19 protein-coding genes are annotated in these 18,520 nt (G+C 38.3%); 14 read left to right on the plus strand and 5 right to left on the minus strand.

From position 1 onward, the window contains the following. The coding region (locus tag EDC37_RS05025) for a zinc ribbon domain-containing protein (protein WP_132548545.1) at nucleotides 1-90 on the plus strand (90 nt) is incomplete at its 5' end. 301 nt (nucleotides 91-391) lie between these two features. Here the strand turns inward: EDC37_RS05025 and EDC37_RS05030 are convergent. Next, nucleotides 392-1,498 carry an iron-containing alcohol dehydrogenase family protein gene (locus tag EDC37_RS05030; RefSeq protein ID WP_132548574.1) on the minus strand — a complete coding sequence of 369 codons (1,107 nt, stop codon included), beginning with the start codon at nucleotides 1,496-1,498 and terminating at the stop codon, nucleotides 392-394. Between the two features lie 383 nt (nucleotides 1,499-1,881). Here EDC37_RS05030 and EDC37_RS05035 point away from each other — a divergent pair, with 383 nt between their 5' ends. From EDC37_RS05035 to EDC37_RS05055, 5 genes are all read left to right on the plus strand, one after another. Beyond that, entirely contained in the window at nucleotides 1,882-2,754 is an 873-nt protein-coding gene (locus EDC37_RS05035) for a type I methionyl aminopeptidase (RefSeq protein ID WP_132548576.1), read from the plus strand. A 125-nt stretch (nucleotides 2,755-2,879) separates the two neighbouring features. After that, the gene (ftsE, locus tag EDC37_RS05040) at nucleotides 2,880-3,590 is read left to right on the plus strand and encodes a cell division ATP-binding protein FtsE (RefSeq protein WP_132548578.1); all 711 of its coding nucleotides are present in this window, start codon (nucleotides 2,880-2,882) and stop codon (nucleotides 3,588-3,590) included. Further along, complete coding sequence (gene ftsX / locus EDC37_RS05045; protein ID WP_132548580.1) at nucleotides 3,580-4,467, plus strand: permease-like cell division protein FtsX; 888 nt, start codon at nucleotides 3,580-3,582, stop codon at nucleotides 4,465-4,467. The genes ftsE and ftsX overlap by 11 nt, the downstream gene beginning before the upstream one ends. A 12-nt stretch (nucleotides 4,468-4,479) precedes the next feature. Next, nucleotides 4,480-5,607 carry a murein hydrolase activator EnvC family protein gene (locus EDC37_RS05050; RefSeq protein WP_132548582.1) on the plus strand — a complete coding sequence of 376 codons (1,128 nt, stop codon included), beginning with the start codon at nucleotides 4,480-4,482 and terminating at the stop codon, nucleotides 5,605-5,607. 48 nt (nucleotides 5,608-5,655) lie between these two features. Next, nucleotides 5,656-6,810, plus strand: a complete 1,155-nt coding sequence (locus tag EDC37_RS05055) for a S41 family peptidase (RefSeq protein WP_132548584.1) — start codon at nucleotides 5,656-5,658, stop codon at nucleotides 6,808-6,810. A gap of 97 nt (nucleotides 6,811-6,907) precedes the next feature. On the opposite strand, the gene EDC37_RS05060 is transcribed toward EDC37_RS05055, so the two are convergent. Beyond that, nucleotides 6,908-7,459 carry a gamma carbonic anhydrase family protein gene (locus tag EDC37_RS05060; protein WP_132548586.1) on the minus strand — a complete coding sequence of 184 codons (552 nt, stop codon included), beginning with the start codon at nucleotides 7,457-7,459 and terminating at the stop codon, nucleotides 6,908-6,910. A gap of 87 nt (nucleotides 7,460-7,546) precedes the next feature. Further along, nucleotides 7,547-8,377 carry a deoxyribonuclease IV gene (locus tag EDC37_RS05065; protein ID WP_132548588.1) on the minus strand — a complete coding sequence of 277 codons (831 nt, stop codon included), beginning with the start codon at nucleotides 8,375-8,377 and terminating at the stop codon, nucleotides 7,547-7,549. Nucleotides 8,378-8,682: 305 nt separating this feature from the next. Here EDC37_RS05065 and EDC37_RS05070 point away from each other — a divergent pair, with 305 nt between their 5' ends. The 4 genes from EDC37_RS05070 to EDC37_RS05085 are packed head-to-tail and all read left to right on the plus strand — an operon-like array spanning nucleotide 8,683 to nucleotide 10,543. Beyond that, entirely contained in the window at nucleotides 8,683-9,063 is a 381-nt protein-coding gene (locus EDC37_RS05070; protein ID WP_132548590.1) for a universal stress protein, read from the plus strand. A 12-nt stretch (nucleotides 9,064-9,075) separates the two neighbouring features. After that, nucleotides 9,076-9,594 carry a gamma carbonic anhydrase family protein gene (locus tag EDC37_RS05075; protein ID WP_132548592.1) on the plus strand — a complete coding sequence of 173 codons (519 nt, stop codon included), beginning with the start codon at nucleotides 9,076-9,078 and terminating at the stop codon, nucleotides 9,592-9,594. A 13-nt stretch (nucleotides 9,595-9,607) separates the two neighbouring features. Then, nucleotides 9,608-10,021: a nucleoside-diphosphate kinase gene (gene ndk, locus EDC37_RS05080; protein ID WP_132548870.1), complete on the plus strand. Its 414-nt coding sequence runs from the start codon at nucleotides 9,608-9,610 to the stop codon at nucleotides 10,019-10,021. Between the two features lie 21 nt (nucleotides 10,022-10,042). Then, nucleotides 10,043-10,543, plus strand: coding sequence for a cob(I)yrinic acid a,c-diamide adenosyltransferase (locus tag EDC37_RS05085; protein ID WP_132548594.1), 501 nt, complete (start codon nucleotides 10,043-10,045; stop codon nucleotides 10,541-10,543). A gap of 33 nt (nucleotides 10,544-10,576) precedes the next feature. Here EDC37_RS05085 and EDC37_RS05090 read toward each other — a convergent pair whose 3' ends face one another. Beyond that, entirely contained in the window at nucleotides 10,577-11,341 is a 765-nt protein-coding gene (locus EDC37_RS05090; RefSeq protein WP_132548596.1) for a tRNA threonylcarbamoyladenosine dehydratase, read from the minus strand. Between the two features lie 398 nt (nucleotides 11,342-11,739). Here EDC37_RS05090 and trhA point away from each other — a divergent pair, with 398 nt between their 5' ends. Then, entirely contained in the window at nucleotides 11,740-12,393 is a 654-nt protein-coding gene (trhA, locus tag EDC37_RS05095) for a PAQR family membrane homeostasis protein TrhA (RefSeq protein ID WP_196589791.1), read from the plus strand. Between the two features lie 103 nt (nucleotides 12,394-12,496). On the opposite strand, the gene EDC37_RS05100 is transcribed toward trhA, so the two are convergent. After that, nucleotides 12,497-16,168: a dynamin family protein gene (locus EDC37_RS05100; RefSeq protein WP_132548598.1), complete on the minus strand. Its 3,672-nt coding sequence runs from the start codon at nucleotides 16,166-16,168 to the stop codon at nucleotides 12,497-12,499. Nucleotides 16,169-16,676: 508 nt separating this feature from the next. On the opposite strand from EDC37_RS05100, the gene EDC37_RS05105 reads away from it, so the two are divergent. The 3 genes from EDC37_RS05105 to EDC37_RS05115 are packed head-to-tail and all read left to right on the plus strand — an operon-like array spanning nucleotide 16,677 to nucleotide 18,497. After that, nucleotides 16,677-17,306, plus strand: coding sequence for a MotA/TolQ/ExbB proton channel family protein (locus tag EDC37_RS05105; RefSeq protein ID WP_132548600.1), 630 nt, complete (start codon nucleotides 16,677-16,679; stop codon nucleotides 17,304-17,306). Beyond that, nucleotides 17,303-17,710 (plus strand): ExbD/TolR family protein, encoded by a 408-nt coding sequence (locus tag EDC37_RS05110; RefSeq protein ID WP_196589763.1) that lies wholly within the window; start codon nucleotides 17,303-17,305, stop codon nucleotides 17,708-17,710. Before EDC37_RS05105 ends, EDC37_RS05110 begins: the two co-directional genes overlap by 4 nt. 4 nt (nucleotides 17,711-17,714) lie before the next feature. Then, nucleotides 17,715-18,497 (plus strand): energy transducer TonB, encoded by a 783-nt coding sequence (locus EDC37_RS05115; protein ID WP_132548602.1) that lies wholly within the window; start codon nucleotides 17,715-17,717, stop codon nucleotides 18,495-18,497. Nucleotides 18,498-18,520: the final 23 nt, after the last annotated feature.

Below are 18,520 nucleotides of genomic sequence, written 5' to 3' on the forward strand. Positions count from 1 at the left end.
TGGGATTGCCCTAATTGTGGCAGTCACCATAACCGGGATAAGAACGCTGCCATAAATATTCGGGAAGAAGCCAGGCGAATGTCTGCCTGACGAAACTCGTAAAAATACCGTGGGTCGCACGGAAATCTACGCCTGTGGAGAGAGTGTAAGTCGCTGCAGTTCCTCGGAATTGCAGTGCGGTTCTCGTAGAATCAGGAAGCTCCCGTCTCTTTAGGCGAGGGTACGTTCACCGGATTGAAAAAGGATTTTATGCTACGTTGTTAATTGAGTTTTAACAGCGATAAGGCACTGTATTACATTTAGGGAAAAGTAAATGAATAGATAAATAAGGCCAGTATACACTCATCATAATAGAGGTGTATACTGGCCTTTGTTTATTCGTCAGATAATCTTATAAGGTTTTACCATATGCATCGACAGCTAAGATAGCTTCTTTGTATTTCTTTTGGTCTGCTTTATAAGGAACACATTTCCATTCGCTTATTCCCGGCACTTTGTCTATAATAATGTCAATTTCTTTTTCGGTGGTTATGCCAATTTCTTTCAGAGTAACTGGCAGTCCTAATTTTTTATTAAAGGCAGCGATCTTGTTTCGTGTTTCGATTTGTCCATCATATGTGAGTAAGATAAGCACCCCATATGATACAACCGCACCATGGCGGTAATCATGCCCTTGCGGCAAAGCCATGTAAGCATTATAAAAACAATGGGCCAGTGATGAGTTATAATAATATTCCAGTTTATTGTTTACGGCGGAGCAGGTCATATTAGAAGCAATACCGGTACTTATTATTATATCTAAAACTACCTGTGTAAAGGCAAAATCAGGTTTTTTTGCCTTTATTGCTTCAAGTGCTTTTTCACCAAATTCGAGCAGCGGTGCTGTACAGGCTCCTGCAGCTTTAAGACCAATAAGCGGTGTATGGAATAATTCTTTATTTCTTGTTGCCAGTTCAACTTCACATTCTTTGGAAAGGGCATCACCTATTCCCGCCCATAATAATTCTTCCGGGGAATCAGCTATAATTTTTGTATTAATAAATACGTGCAGTGGACATTTTTTAGTAAAATAATATCTGGACAGGGAACCATCTTCATTGTATAAGACGGAGATTGCAGAGGAAGGCGCACAGTTCGATGCCACTGTTGGGAAGGTAAAGTATGCCTTATTTAGGGTATCAGAGGCAGCCTTGGCAGTATCTATGGCTCTGCCGCCACCAACACCAAAAATAATATCAGCATCTTGCACTAGTTTATTGTTAAGTACTGCTTTTAAGTTATTTTCGGTCGAATTGCCGCCATACCAAACAGTACCCAAATATTCAAGGTTAGTTTTAGCTATTGCTTTTTTTATAGAAGGTTCAGCTTTTTGTAAAGCTGTTTTGCCGCCCACTATAGTAACTTTTTTGCCAAAATAATGTGTAACATCGCCTATTTCATCATAACATTCAGGGCCTACACTGTACTGGGGAAGATATACTGAATAATTTTCTCTCATAAAATATGGATGAATCTTTAATTACGATTCATCATTCATCTCCTTATTAATAATATGCAAATTCATATGTATATATTCGTTAATTATAACGTTTAAATGTATCGTTGTAAACAATAATAATTTTTTAAGTGCTTTTAAAAAATAAGATGAAAGTTTTTCTGTGAAATCGTTTTATCTTAACTGGATAATTGCTCGGCAATAAGAATGTATGTATAATATAAAGGGTTATTAAACTACTTTCAAGAATAATAAGTAGTTACAGATAAACAACTTAAATTTTATTCTTATTTGGTGAAAAGTAAAAACCACCCCAGTTGAATTAGGTCGGTTTTAAAAGAACTTTTACTGTACATCAGATATATAAATTAATGGGGGTATATATTTTGCATAGAAACGATGTTTGTTGGTGTGGTAGTGGTCTTAAATATAAGCGTTGTCATCTTGATTTTGATGAACGCATAGCTGGTATAAAGTTCGATCCTAAAATGGGGCAGATAAAGCCGCCGCATGAAATTATTAAGAATGAAAAAGACATAGAAGGCATTATTAAAAGCGGTAAAGTAAATAATGCAACACTCGACCTAATAGCAAAAAATATCAAAGCGGGTATTGATACACTTACCTTAAATGATATGGCACATAATTTTATTATTGAGAATGGCGGCATACCGGCATGTTTGAACTATGCAGGTTATCCGAAAAGCATTTGTATTTCAATAAATAATGTTGTTTGCCATGGTATTCCGTCAAAAAATACCATTTTACGCGATGGTGATATAGTTAATGTTGACATAACTACCATTCTTGATGGTTATTTTGCTGATGCATCCCGTATGTTTATGATAGGCAATGTTTCTGATGAAGCGAAGAAACTAGTTGAAGTGACCAGACAATGTATGGAACTTGGTATAAATGCTGCTAAGCCGTGGCATTTTCTTGGTGATGTTGGCGCAGCTATTGAAAAACATGCGCATACAAATAAATACTCTGTTGTTACAGCTTTAGGCGGACATGGAGTTGGTAAGAAATTTCATGAAGAACCATTTGTAAGCCATGTCGGTGAAAAAAACACCGGTATGCTTCTTGTCCCTGGCATGGTACTTACTGTTGAACCGATGATAAATGCTGGAACTTTTGACGTTTTCACAGATGAAGATGATGGCTGGACCGTTTATACAAAGGATGGGGAACTTTCCGCGCAATGGGAAAAAACTATTCTAATAACGGAAACAGGCAATAAAGTCCTGGCTGATTGAATGCTTTTCTATCACTGGAGTTTCTTTGCTTCTGCTGGAAAAAAAGTTAGCAGCAGGGAGCATATTTGTGATAAAATATGTTTATCTTTTATCAATTCTCACAGTAATTAAGGAGAACTGCTTTAATGAAATCCCCTACTGAAATAAATGTCATAAAAATGAAAAGTATATCAAAAGTATATGATAATGGTGCAGTGGCACTGGACAATGTGGACATAACTATAAGGCGTGGTGAATTTGTCTTTATAGTAGGAAGCAGCGGTGCTGGTAAATCTACTTTTGTCAAACTACTATTGCGTGAAATAATGCCTACTTCCGGACATTTGCTTGTGAATGGGTATAATGTCAAGAAAATGCCCAATCGCGAAATACCATATTTGCGACGCAGTCTGGGTGTAATTTTTCAGGACTATCGGCTTTTGCCTAATAAGACAGTTTACGAAAATGTCGCTTTTGCAATGCGGGTTATTGAATCACCGCGGCGCCTTATTTTACGTAGTGTTAACAGTGTTTTAGATGTTGTAGGCCTGCGGGATAAATATAAATGCTTTCCCTCACAGTTATCTGGTGGTGAACAGCAGCGCGTTGCAATAGCCAGGGCGATTGTTAATAATCCCGCACTTATCATTGCCGATGAGCCTACCGGCAATCTTGACCCGGAAACATCCTGGGAAATTATGGATATCTTTCAACGCATCAACGCTGCGGGAACGACTATTGTAATGGCAACACATGATAAAATGATAGTTGATACGATGCAAAAGCGCGTATTGGCAATAGAAGATGGGCGTATCGTGCGCGATGAAGCCTCCGGAGGCTATGGATATGAAGTTTAGGACAACGGAATACTTCATAAAAGAAGTTGCTACCTCTTTAAAACGCAATAATTGGATGTCGCTTGCTTCTATCGGGACAGTTACAATATCCTTGTTTATACTGGGGCTCTTTTTGATGGTTGTTGTCAATCTTGACCGCATGGCATCTACTCTTGAATCGCAAGTGCAAATCAGTGTTTACTTAAAAGATGATATAACAAAAGAGCAGACTGAAGCGTTGCGGCAAAAGTTAAATTCGCTGCAAGGCATAGATACTGTAAATTATATTTCTAAAGAGGACGCGATGAAACGTTTCTCCGAAAGATTAGGTGACCAGAAATACCTGCTCAGCGCGCTTGATGAGACGAATCCATTGCCTAATGCATTTGAAATTACGGTAAAAGATCCCCAATTAGTAAAAACAGCATCTAAAGAAGTGGAAAATTTTCCCGGAGTGGACACTGCTGTGTATGCACAGGATATTGTTGAGCACCTGTTTGATTTGACGAGATTGATACGGTTGATCGGTCTTGCCATAATAATCTTTTTAGCTGGAGCTACTATTTTTATAATTTCCAATACGATTCGCTTAACTGTCTTTGCAAGGCGTAAAGAGATAGCTATTATGAAATACGTCGGCGCAACTGATTGGTTTATTCGCTGGCCTTTCCTGCTTGAAGGTGTAGTCCTTGGTTTTTTAGGTGGTAATATTGCGGCTATTTTACTTCGTCTGGCTTATATGGCACTTACCCAAAAAATTTACGATATGATGACGTTTTTCCCTTTAATACCATTGTATCCGTTTTTGACATATATAACGATAATTATCATTTTAAGCGGTATTGTCATCGGCGCTTTAGGCAGTGTTATATCGATAAAACGCTTTCTTGAGGTATAGGGAGATTTGTCTATGTTTTTTCACAAACGATTATGGTATGTGTTAACTACAACTGTTGTCCTTATCTTTTTTTGTGGCTCGGTATTTGCAGCATCATTGCAGGATAAACTAGATGGCTTAAAAAAACAGGCAAATGATAAACAGACAGAAATTAATTCGGCAAAAGCAAAAGAAGATACGATTTCCGAACAAATGCGCACTCTTGCTGAACAGGTAGATAGTGCGACAGCTGCTTATAATGAGGTCAAAGGACAGCTCGATACTACTCAGAAAAAGATTGATGAAAATGAAGCTCTTTTAAAAAAAACGCAGCAAAATCTGGATAAACGTGAAAAGATTTTACATAAAAGACTGCGCGATATATATATGCATGGACAGATTAGTTATATTGAAGTACTTGTTGGTGCTGATAGTTTTTCTGACTTTCTCACCCGTATGGATTTAATCAAGCGGATTATAAGGTATGATTACGATCTCATCAACGGCATATTGCAGGAAAAACAGGTTATTGTAAATACTAAAAAAGAACTTGAAGATGACCGCAGTAAAACTGAAAAGTTGACACAAACAGCTAAAGAAAAGGCTGATATTTTACAACAGAAAAAGGCCCAACAGCAGGTACTGCTGGATAAAGTGAAAAATGACAGGGCAACTGCTGAACGTGCTTATGATGAACTTATGGCCGCATCGCGCCAGGTAGAACAAATGATCCTTGCATATACAAGCAGCAATTCAGATGATAATGCAGGCGGTGGCAGTGGACAATTTATTTGGCCGATTTCAGGGCCAATAACATCACCGTTTGGCTGGCGTACCCATCCTATCTATGGTACCCAAATTTTTCACAGCGGCATTGATATCGGCGGCGATTATGGAGAACCTATCCATGCAGCTGCGGATGGAACCGTTATTTTCACAGGCTGGATATCTGGTTACGGCAATGCTGTAATCATAAGTCATGGTGGTAATTTGCAAACCTTATACGGTCATAACCAATCTCTTAACGTCAGTGAAGGCCAGCATGTATCACAAGGACAAGTTATAGCTTTTTGCGGTTCTACAGGCAATTCTACCGGCCCGCATAGTCATTTTGAAGTGCGTAAAAACGGTGAACCCGTTAATCCTCTCAATTATTTATGATTTTATTGAAGCTTTGATGACGGTAAAAAACTATTGGATGTGATATTTATGAAAGTTAACAAAAAGTTTTTAGCGGCGCTGATATTTATCGTTTTCATAGCATCGTCACTTTTCACTGTTTCTGGTATATATTTTTTATTGGGTTTCAATAGATACCAGTTTACTGATGTGGCACGTTTATTCGCGGCAATGAGATTGGTCAAAACATATTATGTCAATGATATTGATACGAATAAGATGGTTAATGGCGCGATAAAAGGAATGGTAGGTTCTTTGGATGATCCCCATTCCCTCTACCTTGACCAAAATCTTTATAAACGTCTCATGGAGCAGACAGAAGGTTCTTTTGGTGGCATAGGCGTGGTCATGCAATATAATAAAGACAAGAAAATTGTCAGTGTTATTTCTGTCATGAAGGATACTCCGGGGGAAAAAGCTGGTTTAAAACCAGGTGATGAAATAGTTGCTATTGATGGAACTTCAACGACAGATTTTTCTTTTGACCAGGTCGCTTCCCATATAAGAGGCCCTGTCGATACGGATGTGACGCTCACGATAAAAAATGATGATGGGCAAAGAGATGTCAGTATCACACGAGCTACGATCAAGACTAGCAGTGTAGCGCATGAGATGCTGCCTGATGATGTTGGCTATATAAGGATAGCTATGTTTTCGGAAAACACAGGTAAAGAATTTACAGAGGCCTACCAAGATTTACAAAAGCAAAATATGAAGGGATTGGTTCTGGATTTACGTTCAAATCCAGGCGGCCTGCTCACTAGCTGTGTGGAAATAGCCAAGGAACTTGTTCCTAAGGGAACTATTGTTTCCATTGTTGACCATGACGGCAATAAGGAAGTATATAGCTCAAGCTTAGAAGAACAGAAATATCCTATTGTTGTGCTAATCGACGAAAATAGTGCCAGTGCGTCAGAAATTCTGGCTGGTGCTTTACAGGATACAGGGGCGGCTACACTAGTAGGTGTGAAATCATATGGCAAAGGATCTGTACAACAGGTAATTCCTTTGGGCAGTGGGACTGCCCTTAAACTCACCATTGCCAAATATTATACACCAAGCGGACGCTCTATAGATGGTGTCGGTATTGAACCTGATGTCCCGGTGACATTTGACGTCAACGCTAATGACGATAATCAGTTAAATACGGCCGTTGATGTATTAAAGCAAAAAATTAACCAGTAATGTTTTTAATGTCATTCCTAATAAAAAAAGCTGTCTTCTGTGTTAAACAGGAGGCAGCTTTTGTTTAGGTATTTATAAATGCGATGGCAAATAATTATTATATTATTTTTTCTCCATAATATTTTTCTCCACCGGCATCAGGTAAAATACCATATTGTTCTGTCCAAGCGGTTTTATATTTTAAAGCCTGCGCATGTAAGCTGGCAAATGATTTTTCATCAAGTGTTTTGACAACTTTGGCCGGCATACCGAGCACCAATGAATGGGGCGGAATTATTGTGTTTTTGGTAACGAGGGCACATGCACCTACAATAGAGCCTTCACCTATGACGGAACCGTCCAATACAGTTGCATTCATACCGATCAGACAATTATTTTCAACGGTGCAGGCATGCAAAATAGCGCTATGGCCAACAGTGACATAATCGCCTACGATACAAGGCAGGTCATCAGCTACATGGAGTACGGCATTATCCTGTATATTTGTATATTTCCCTATTTTTATTGGGGCTATATCGCCACGAACAGTTGCATTGAACCAAATACTACTGTATTCAGCCAATTCTACCATTCCTATTACACAACCATCTTCAAAGACATAGGCCTTTTTGTCAATAACGGGTTTTTTCCCGTTAAAAGCTTTGATCATAACTATCATCCCTTCTTTATCGTTATCCAGATATATATTAACATATATTGCCATAAAATTCTATTTTTACTAACAAAACTAAGCTCGTTATCTAAATCTTTTGCGCAACAAATCTATTTCTGCGGCATAACCGGCATGGTCATTTGGCGTTTCTAAAATAAAAGGCAGCTGGCGCAATTTGGGATGGTTTATGACATTCGTTAGTGCGGTGAGGCCTATACAGCCTTTTCCTATCCTTTCGTGGCGATCTTTATGTGAACCTTTAGGATTCTTGCTATCGTTTAAATGTATTGCCTTCAGTCTGTCCAAGCCAATCACTTCATCAAAATGCCCAATGACACTATCCAGGTCAGAAACTATATCATAGCCGGCATCAAAAACATGGCAGGTATCAAGGCAGACACCAATTTTTTCCTGTAAATTGACCTTATTGATAATTGCTTGTATTTCTTCAAACGTTCGACCTATTTCTGTTCCTTTTCCAGCCATGGTTTCTAACAAGACTGTAGTATTTTGCTGAGGTGTTAAGATTGCGTTAAGGCATTGGGCAATCTCCTCAATTCCTTTTTCTACACCTTGTCCGACATGACTGCCTGGATGAAAGTTATAATAATTACCAGGAACGTATTCCATTCTTTTTAAGTCATCTTTCATTATTTCCTGTGCAAACTGCCGTATTTCTTCTTTTCCAGAACATGCATTTAGTGTGTAAGGGGCATGTGCTACTAATTTTATGATATTGTTTTCACGACAAAACACGTTAAAAGCACTGACATCTTTTTCATCAATCTTTTTTGCCCGTGCACCGCGTGGGTTGCGTGTAAAAAAGGCAAAGACATTTGCCTTAAGGCTGACAGCTTCTTTTCCCATGGCTAAAAAACCACCTGCGGAAGAAATATGGTTTCCTATATTGAGCATTATATAACCTCTTTACTACGTAGTAGATGATATCGACTACTATGTTATAACATAAAAAAGTTATCAGGACAATTACGAGTTTAAGACATCATGAGAAAATGGGATGTAATGGCGGAGTTTTAGTTATTAGCAAAGTAAATTGTGCATAAATACCTTAATTTTATCCTATCTTGATGATTTAGGCGAAACATAATAATAGGCAATAGCATCCATTTTATGCTAAAATTAATATGAATAAAAAGGATTTTATTAAATTTTAACGAAAATAAGAATATATAGGGAAATATACTATAGGGGAGATTGTCATGAAAAAGATACAAAAAATAATAGTTGCGGCTGATGGTTCGGTAGATGGGTGCAAAGCCGTTGATAGAGCAATCGACCTTGCTAAAAAAGGCGGAGCAGAGCTCGAGTTTGTTTATGTTTCTAGTCATATAAACAAGTCTATTCCTAGTAATTTGGTCTTTGATGCGATATGGGACAAATTACCGGCAGGCGTGAAGGCGAAAAAACACGTTGAAACAGGTTCCGTTCATGAAGCAATCATTGGAATAGCAGAAAAAGAAAAAGCAGATCTCATCATAATGGGTAGCAGAGGTCTCGGTCTTTTCAAAGGAGCATTTATAGGCAGCAAAAGTCAAAAAGTAGTTGAATACTCAGACGTGCCTGTCATGGTTGTAAAATAAGGAGGTAACAGTATGCCCATCATTCCATATAAGGGGAAAATGCCGCGCATTGGTAAGAATGTTTTTATTGCACCTACGGCCACTATAATCGGCGACGTAACAATTGGTGATGATTCAAGCATTTGGTATAATACCGTTCTGCGGGGTGATATGAATGCCATTGTCCTTGGAAAGTGTACTAATGTGCAGGATAATACGACCATACATGTGATGGCATGTAAGCCTACCATCATCGGTGATTATGTTACAGTAGGACATAATGTAGTAATGCATTGCGACAGTGTCGGCAATAATTGCCTTATTGGAATGGGGTCAATATTGCTAGGTATGTGTACAATAGGAGAAAATAGTATTATTGGAGCAGGTACCCTTGTTACGCATAAAGCACATTTACCGTCTAATTCTATGATTTTCGGATCACCATACAAAATAAAAAGAGAACTGCATGAAGATGAAATTGAGGCGATACACCAATCTGCTCTCAACTATCATCTTCTTGCAGCAAATTATGTATCTGAAAAGCAGGAGTGATAATAACACAATGGTGGAAGAAACTTTAATTTTAATAAAACCTGATGCAGTTGCAGCAAACAACATAGGAAAAATTTTAGCTATTTATGAAGCAAACGGATTGAAGATAATCGCCATGCGTATGCTCATAATGAATGACCAATTAGCAGCGAAACATTATAAAGAACATATAGGCAAACCGTTTTATGAAAAATTAGTTACTTTTATGACATCTGGCCCATTGGTTGCTGCGGTATTAAAAGGCGATAATGCTATTGAAAGAGTACGCTCTATACATGGTGCTACAGATCCTACACAGGCAGAAGCAGGTACCATACGCAAATTATTTGCAACAGATAAAACTCGTAACGCTGTCCATGCATCTGACAGTGCTACGAGCGCCAAACGAGAAATACATGTATTCTTCTCGGAAGCAGAAATTTTCTGATATTTTAGAGGAGGTTAGTATATGTCTATTTGTACGAAGACCGGCGATAAGGGTGAGACCAGCCTGTATACAGGGCAGCGTATAGCAAAGGATTCATTGCGTGTAGAAAGCTATGGCAGCGTGGATGAAATAAATTCAGCCTTAGCGATGGCAAAAGCAGCATCGGCAAAAAAAGAAATAAAAGAGACTATTGAAACTGTGCAGAAATTAAATATGTCACTTATGGCAGATTTAGCTAGTATAGGTGCAGCACCACTTATCACTGAAAAAGAAGTGGGCATATTAGAAAAGAAGATCACTGATCTTGAAGAAGTATTACCTCCGCTAAAAGCTTTCATACTTCCAGGTGATACCTTGTGCGGGGCGTTCCTTGATCTGGCACGGACAACGGCAAGACGCGCTGAACGGCGGGTGCTGGCGCTAGCACAAAGTGAAGTAGTCCCTAAACAGGATAAATTATTTTTAAATAGACTATCGGATTTATGTTTTTTACTTATGCGCTTTGAAGAAAATAATATATAAAGAAATGGCTGCCGTATATGGGCAGCCATTTCTTTATATATTATTTTTTTTTACCAATTCATTGATTACCTCACCGGCTATAATCATTCCCACAATGGGCGGAATAAAAGAGTTACTGGAAGGTATCTGCCGCCGTTGCGTACATTTTCGAACTGTACCGGGAGGACAGACACAATGGAACTGGCAGCTATTGTCAGGGTCATTGATGGGAGTGGCCGGTTTTTCTTTTGAATACACAACTTTTAATTTGGGAATCTGTCTTTTTTTTAATTCCTTACGCATGACTTTAGCCAGAGGACAGACAGAGGTTTTATAGATATCAGTGACTTCAAAGAGCAACGGGTTTGTCTTGTTCCCCGCACCCATAGCGCTTATAATACGAGTATTATTCTTTTGTGCCTGAACGACAAGATCTATCTTTCCCGTTACTGTATCAATGGCGTCGACAACGTAATCGAACGATTTAAAATCAATTTCATCCGCAGTTTGAGGCGTGTAAAATGTTTTTAGCGGTCTGACCACGCATTTCGGATTTATTTGCCGAATGCGTTCTGCTGCTACGTCAACCTTATATTTGCCTATTGTTTCATATAAAGCATATATCTGCCTGTTAATATTTGTAAGGCAGATTTTATCATCGTCGACAATTGTCAATTTACCTATACCGGCTCGAGCTAGTGCTTCAACAGTATATCCGCCTACACCGCCCACCCCGAAAACAGCTACGCTGGCTTCGTTTAATCGTTCCATCGCTTTGGGGCCATATAATAATTCTGTTCGTGAAAATTGATTTAACATATGTACTTATCCTTTTTATTAAATTTATACTGAAATACTGTATAGTATATAAAATAAATTATTAGAATATGTCTGTATTTTTTAGCTGTAAAACAAACGATTATCATATACTTCACTTATAATAATACACCAAGACAATAAATATTTACAAGAATTACCTGAAAGCATTTACTGTTAATATGATACTTTTAAAGAGAAATGTCAAAAATCGACAAAAATGATAATTAATATCAAAAAATACAGTTTAGCTATAAGATTCCTATTTATACGTGTCTGTTTGTCACAACTTTATTAGAAAAAATGTGGTATAATCACAGGTAAAGGTATAAGTAGTTTATATCTTATTGAAATGACTTAATTTATAAGTCACTGTGCAATTTAGGGAAGGATGACAATAAATGTCCAGAGCTAGAATAAATGATGTTTTGGAAGAAAAGATAAATGCGATTACTCATGGGATTGGTACTTTTTTCGCAGTGATTGCGCTCGTAGTGCTCATTATCGAAGCCTACATAAATGGCGGGCCGTGGCAAATGGCCGCAGCCATCATATACGGGGTATCGCTGATACTTTTATACTTAGCATCAACACTCTACCACAGTTTTTCGCGAAAAAGAGTAAAAGAAATTCTAAAGTTTTTTGACCATGCGGCAATTTATATATTGATTGCTGGTAACTACACGCCGTTTACCTTGATTCCTTTGCACGGTACCTTAGGCTGGGCTATATTCGGTGTTATATGGGGATTAGCACTTGTAGGTATCGTCTTTAAGATTTATTTTGTAAAGAGATTTAAGTATTTTTCCACGTTATGTTATCTGCTGATGGGCTGGCTGGCTGTAGTGATGGTAAAACCGTTGCTTGCTGTCTTACCCGCAGCAGCAATATACTGGTTGTTAGCAGGTGGTATATCGTATACCATTGGGACAATATTTTACTTGGATAAAAAAATCCCTTACAACCATGCCGTTTGGCACTTGTTTGTAATAGGTGGCAGTGTTTCCCATTTCATAACTGTTTTTAAATACGTTATGCCACTGCCTGTCGCATAAAGCCGTGTTTGTGACCAATTTGTTTTAAATTAATATGTCCCAGTATAAATGCATTGCAATAGATGATTATTGCAATGCATTTTTATTACCTATTTACAAAAGATCAACAATGTACGTTTTCATCTAATAGTTTTTTGGCAGTAATGAGATTTTCTAGCACTTTTCTGTCCTCTAAAACAGCAAGCAGACCCATATAGAAATCAGTGACCTGTTCCTGCATAGTCATTACTATTTTTTCCAGTTCATTGATAAGTAATTTATCATAATATAAATTTATTTTTTCCTTTTCTGCCGATAAATAGGTTTCGCTATATTTGAGCAATATGTTTTGCAGCTCATTACTCATTAATTGGGAACCGTCTTTTTCAAAAAAAGACTTGGCATTTTTAAAATAAGCCATTGCCTTAGAGAAATTTTCGCGCGGAACAGTTGTAAAAGCATTTGTAAAGGTCAATTCGGCATTATGTGCTATTTCGATAGCGGCAAAGGAAAGATCTGCATTTATTTTTTTGACAGCTTGTGTCGTTTCAGCACCATATTCAAGAAGCAGTTTTTCCGCGAAACGATCAAGCCGTAACGTAGTAGCACGTAGTTCCTGCGCAAAATCAAAGCCGAGTTGTTCCAGAAATTCAGCTAAGGCGTTTTTTAGTGCCTTTTTCAAATCTTTCCTGTCGTCACGTAGCACTGCTGGATTAAACGCTTCCCGGAAAAAATCATTGAAACGGTAAAAAACCCGTTGCTTAACATAATAAATTAATTCAGCATTTTCTTGTTGCAAACGTTTCTGTAGATTTAGCACTGTTTTTTCATTAATAAGATTTATTACTAGCTGTTTTTGTTTTTCAACAGCATTTTTTTCGGCTTTTTTCAATGCGTCATCTTTTTGCGCACTATTGATAAGTTTTTGTAGCAAAGCAGCTATTCTTACTAATTCATGCTGTGATGCTGTAACTGCTATTTCAGCAAGGTCGTTAGTAATAAAGCGGTAAAAAGTTTTTTCAAAAGAGCCCATACCCGAAGTTGTAGCCGCGGACTCTTCCCTTTTTTCCTTTAGGGCTTGCAAGCTGGACACTGCGCTTAAGTACGGTTTTTTTATGCCATATTTAGTTAATTGGCTATGGACATAATTTAAAACGGTATTTTTTTCTTCTTCATCATCTGCCAAATCAATGGCATTTACAATAAAAAACATTTTATCGAGTTGAAAAGAATCCTTCACACGGCCTAATTGAATTAAAAATTCTCTGTCTGCTTTTGAAAAAGCATGATTATAATAAGTGACAAATAAAACAGCATCGGCATTTTTAATGAAATTAAAGGCAACATCAGTATGCCGGACATTTATGGAATCGGCGCCTGGTGTATCAACTAGAGTTATCCCTTTACGTGTCAACGGACAATCATAATATAGATCAAGCCACTCAATAAAGCAGGATTTTTCTTCCAGTGCCACATAGTCACTAAATTCATTTATATTTATTTTTAGTGAAGTGCCGAGTAAATCAGCAAAAAAATTATAGCCTTGTACGAAGGCTTGAAGGAAGGATAGACTTGTTTTTTCGAGGGTAGTTTGTTCAGGAGTGGGGTTCGTCAGTAATGTTTTTATTTTTAGGATGGCATCAGTAAGGTCAGATGCTTGTAGGGAAAATAATTTCAACGCGCAATTTATATCGGCAAGTATATTGGCCGCAGTTTTGACTTTAGCAATGGCAGTTTCATGCGGGTGCTTGGCGTCCACTGGTTTTATATTATTTATTGCTGCTGTCATGGGATTTGGTGATACGGGTAGTACCTTTGCACCGATAAGCGCATTGGCAAATGAAGATTTACCAGCACTAAAAGCGCCGAATAAGGATACAGTAAAGCCCTTGTTGCGCAGACGTTTGGCTTTATTACGCAGTTCAGCAGCCAATTTCACAAAACCGGGCAGATTTTCTATGGCGGCAGCTGACCTACACAATTTTTCTGCCATATTTTCCATTTTATCAGCAGTAAATGAATTGGCCGTTTTTGTCAATTTAATATTTGCTGTCGTATTAGTCTGCGGCATTGGTGATACTGAATGTGTTGTTTCTATTTTGGCGGCTTCTTTTATTACTGCAAAATCCTGCTTTTCACTGGCAAATGCCAAATACTCCGCAGAGGTTATTGTTATCGTATCATTTTTGAGTAAATTATCGACTTTTTCCTCTTCTTTAGCTAATTTTGTACTATGTTCGTGAATTTTTGCCAAAGCTGAAATATATTTTTGCAGTTCTACTGATTTTTGGGCAAGCTGTTTTTGTTGCGCAGCCTTTTTTTCTTGTGCTGCTGCAAGTATTTGTCCACCTAAAGGAGTGATGACACTTTTGGTAAAATGTTTTATTTCCGCGGCTACATCATCCGTATAATTTGTTACAGATTCGTCAGATACACGGGCGCCTTCTTTAACGGTTTTTGCAGGCAGGCTGGCAGGAAAAGAAATGGCAAGTGACTGTATAGAGGTCATTAGTGAACTGTCATTTATGTGATTTTTCTGTAGATAGTTGGTCAAAAAACTAGCAATATGCCATTCAATTTGCGATTTTGTTTTTTCGATAATATCCTCATAAAAAAGGTTTAACCTTTTTTCTCTTTCGGCGTATGTTTTCCGTTTGGTAAAGAAAAGACCTATTTTAAATCCCGGCTGGCAGGCTGCCAGATAAGACTTTGCTAATTCTCTAGTCTGAAAAGGCATAAGGTAAGCATTATCCAAAATCTTGTTTATTTCCTTTTCAAAGCTTTTTTTCAGCTCTGTAGTTTCTTGCTGTAATTGGCGCTCTTTTTCCTGCAAGGCAAGATAATCATCATTAAGATTTGTTTTTTCTTCGTTGCTAAGTCCCTCTAAAAGTAAGCTTAGTGGTTTGGTTACTGCCGCATCTTTTTCCTGGCAAAGCGTAAGATGGTCAGCCATAATTTTGTGCAGCGAATTATAAACTGATACCAAAAGGGACTGGTCTTTAGCAAGTAAATTATCGTTTAAAAAAGTTTTTAATGCCGTAAATTGGTTATGCTGATGCTTTTCATCCTTCATAGAAGTGTAAAAAATTTTGAGAGGTTTTACTCCCCATGCAGCGAAGGCTTCAACGACACCAGCTTGAAAATCCGTGAAAGGGATTTCCTGTTCGGAATGTTTATCTATCTGATTAATAACCAGACATACTTTTTTACCAGCTTTAGTTAAATTTTGGGTGAACATAAAATTAAGTTCAGATTTGACGTGGTTATAATCCATCACATAAAAAATCAAATCAGCAAGATGAATGGCCGATTCTGTAGAAAGACGATGCGCATCGTCGACAGAATCAACACCGGGGGTGTCCATTATTACAACGTTAGAGGGCAAATTGATTTTTTCATTGCTTATTTCTATTTTTTGGATTTGGTCACCATCACGACAATATGCTTTCACCGTTTCGTAATCATATGGTGCAGGATAAAGGCAGGGTTTTCCTTTTTTGAAAAAGACTTTGGCATAATTGGCACCGCGTTTTATCCTGACAAGATTGGCACTTGTCGGGATAGGACTTGATGGCAGTAGATTCCTGCCAAGCAGATTATTTATCATCTTCGATTTTCCCGCAGAAAAATGGCCGCAAAAGGCTATAGTAAATTCCTTATTTATCAGTTTTTGGGCTAACTGCCTGACTTTTTCTGCATTTGCCGGATCGTCCTTGGCAAGAAGATATTTGTAAGCGGAAAAAAGTTTCCCCTTTAATGATTGATATGTTTCCTTCGTATAGGTTGCTTGCAGCATAAATAGGAATTCTCCTTGCAATAAATTATTTATATTATTATCCAGCTTTGTTATTTGTCACATTCATAAAAAGGCTATAAAACACATTTATTTTATACTATATAGATGATAATTGGCAAGACCTATATCTTTTAAGGTAGATAGTTATAAATACAGGTGTTTTATAGAAATAGTGCAGAAAATATTTATATAATTACAGAAAATTTAATAATATTATCTTATTATATTGGTGTAAATTTTATTATTGCTTATGCTAAAAAGCATAGTTAGATAAATTGCTTGTGTATTTCACTATAAAATAAATTAGCGGGAATACTTGTCATTAGTGCTTTCTAGAGCTTTTTTTATTTTATGGAAAGATCGTCTTTAATAAAAAACATTAATATAATAATAATTTAGCAAAATTTGACAAAATTACTTTTAGATGATATATTCGTTATTGTTATGCAAATGATAACCATTATCATTATCAACTACGCATAAAGTATTTCTTACTAGGAGGCAAAAAATGAATGGTTTTGCATATGTAGTTCATCTTTTTAACCAAGGTGGATTAGTCATGTATCCGTTGATTCTCTGTTCTTTGCTGTCAGTTGCTATCGCAGTGGAACGTTGGAATTATTATCATCATAACTGGCATCGTGACAATAGTTTGGAAGATAGAATCCATAAGGCGCTGGATGAGAAAAACTGGGGAGAAGCTATTAAAGTATGTAATCAGTTTGATACAGTTGCCAGCCGAACCATAAAGGCGGGATTAGTCCATGCCAGTAGTCCAAATCTTGACACGACAGCTGTTAAGGATGCTTTTGAGGAACGCATGGCAGTGGAAATAACGGGATTACAAAAGCATCTTGATTACCTTAGTGCGATTGTAACTGTAGCACCGCTTTTAGGACTTTTTGGGACAGTCACGGGTATGATAGCTACCTTTGGTGCTATGGACGAGGGCAGCGCCGCTATGGCTATCAGCGGAGGCATCGGAGAGGCTTTAGTCGCCACTGCTACAGGTCTTTGTGTAGCGGTTATTGCTTTTGCTATATACACATTTTATTCGCATCAGTTTGATAATGTGTTGATGGATACAGAGAATATTTGTTTCTTCGTTTTGGAACATAAACGAGGTGAAAGCGCATGATGTTTCGGAATATTCACGTTAACAGACAACCGAAGTTCATGATTATTCCCATGATAGATGTTGTTTTCTTTTTGCTGATATTTTTTATGATGAATAGTATGCAGACAATGACACAGCGGGCAATGTCTGTTCAGCTGCCGCAAGCATCTTCAGCAGAAGCGCAGACACAAATGCCCATTGTCATTACAGTGGATGCCGTAGGACATATTATGGTCGATGGTAAATCCATGTCGTTTGCTGATGCAGCAGCTTTCTTTAAGGAAAAGGCAGCTACAAATCCAAACCTTGCTGTTGTTTTACAGGCAGATAAGACGACAATGCATGGGCAGGTAGCAGCGGTCATGGATATGCTGAAGACTGCTGGTGTCAAAAAATTGGGTATTGCAGCTGAGAAAAAGGGGTGATTGTATGGCAGAAGGATGCTGCAGTTGGCGCCGAGCAGGTTTATATTCACTGGTTTTCCATATTGGAGTAATTATCTGCCTGGGATTGGTCTTTAACGGTTACTATATGACCAAGCAACCAGAAGTGGAGTATGTCATTGATTTGGATGCGGTTGAAAATACGCGGCTCGGTACGAATGACCAAGCACCAACCCCGCCGGAACAATTATTTCCAGAACCACTGCCGGCTGCAGTAATAAACAGTCGAATGGGGAAAGCTGCTGCGGCTTTGACTACATCTTCTACAGTTCCCGCTGCTGCAACAGATATTACTGTGGCGGCGGGGACTGCCACTGGTAATACTACCATTGGCGATACAAGCGAAATGACGGGAAATTCGAGCGGTGTTTCTAGTGGCGAAGGGAATGGTGGTTCGGGCGATGGCGATGCCATAACTGGCGGCTCTGGTGGTGGTAGCGCGGCAACTGGCAGTTCGGGTGATGGTAGTGCCCCAGCCGCTGGTGGAGCAAATGGCGGCAGCCCGTTTGATCTTGATGGTTTCGCAGATCGGGTAGAAGCCTCTAAAGAATATCCTTACATGGCTGTCAAGCGGCAGTTAGAGGGGACGGTAACTATGGCAGTACAATTAGACGCTAATGGGCAGTTGGTCAGTCTCAGTGTCATTTCTTCTGGTGGGGGGATACTGGATAAAGCGGCCTTGCAGGCGGTGCGGTCAGCTTGTCCTTATCCTAACGCCTCTGGGAAGTCAGTATCCTTTACACAGGCCTTGGTTTTTAACTTGCGCTAGACTAGGCATTAAATAGCGGAATA

Source organism: Pectinatus cerevisiiphilus (genome assembly GCF_004341685.1).
In the GTDB taxonomy this organism is placed as follows: Bacteria; Bacillota; Negativicutes; order Selenomonadales; family Selenomonadaceae; genus Pectinatus; species Pectinatus cerevisiiphilus.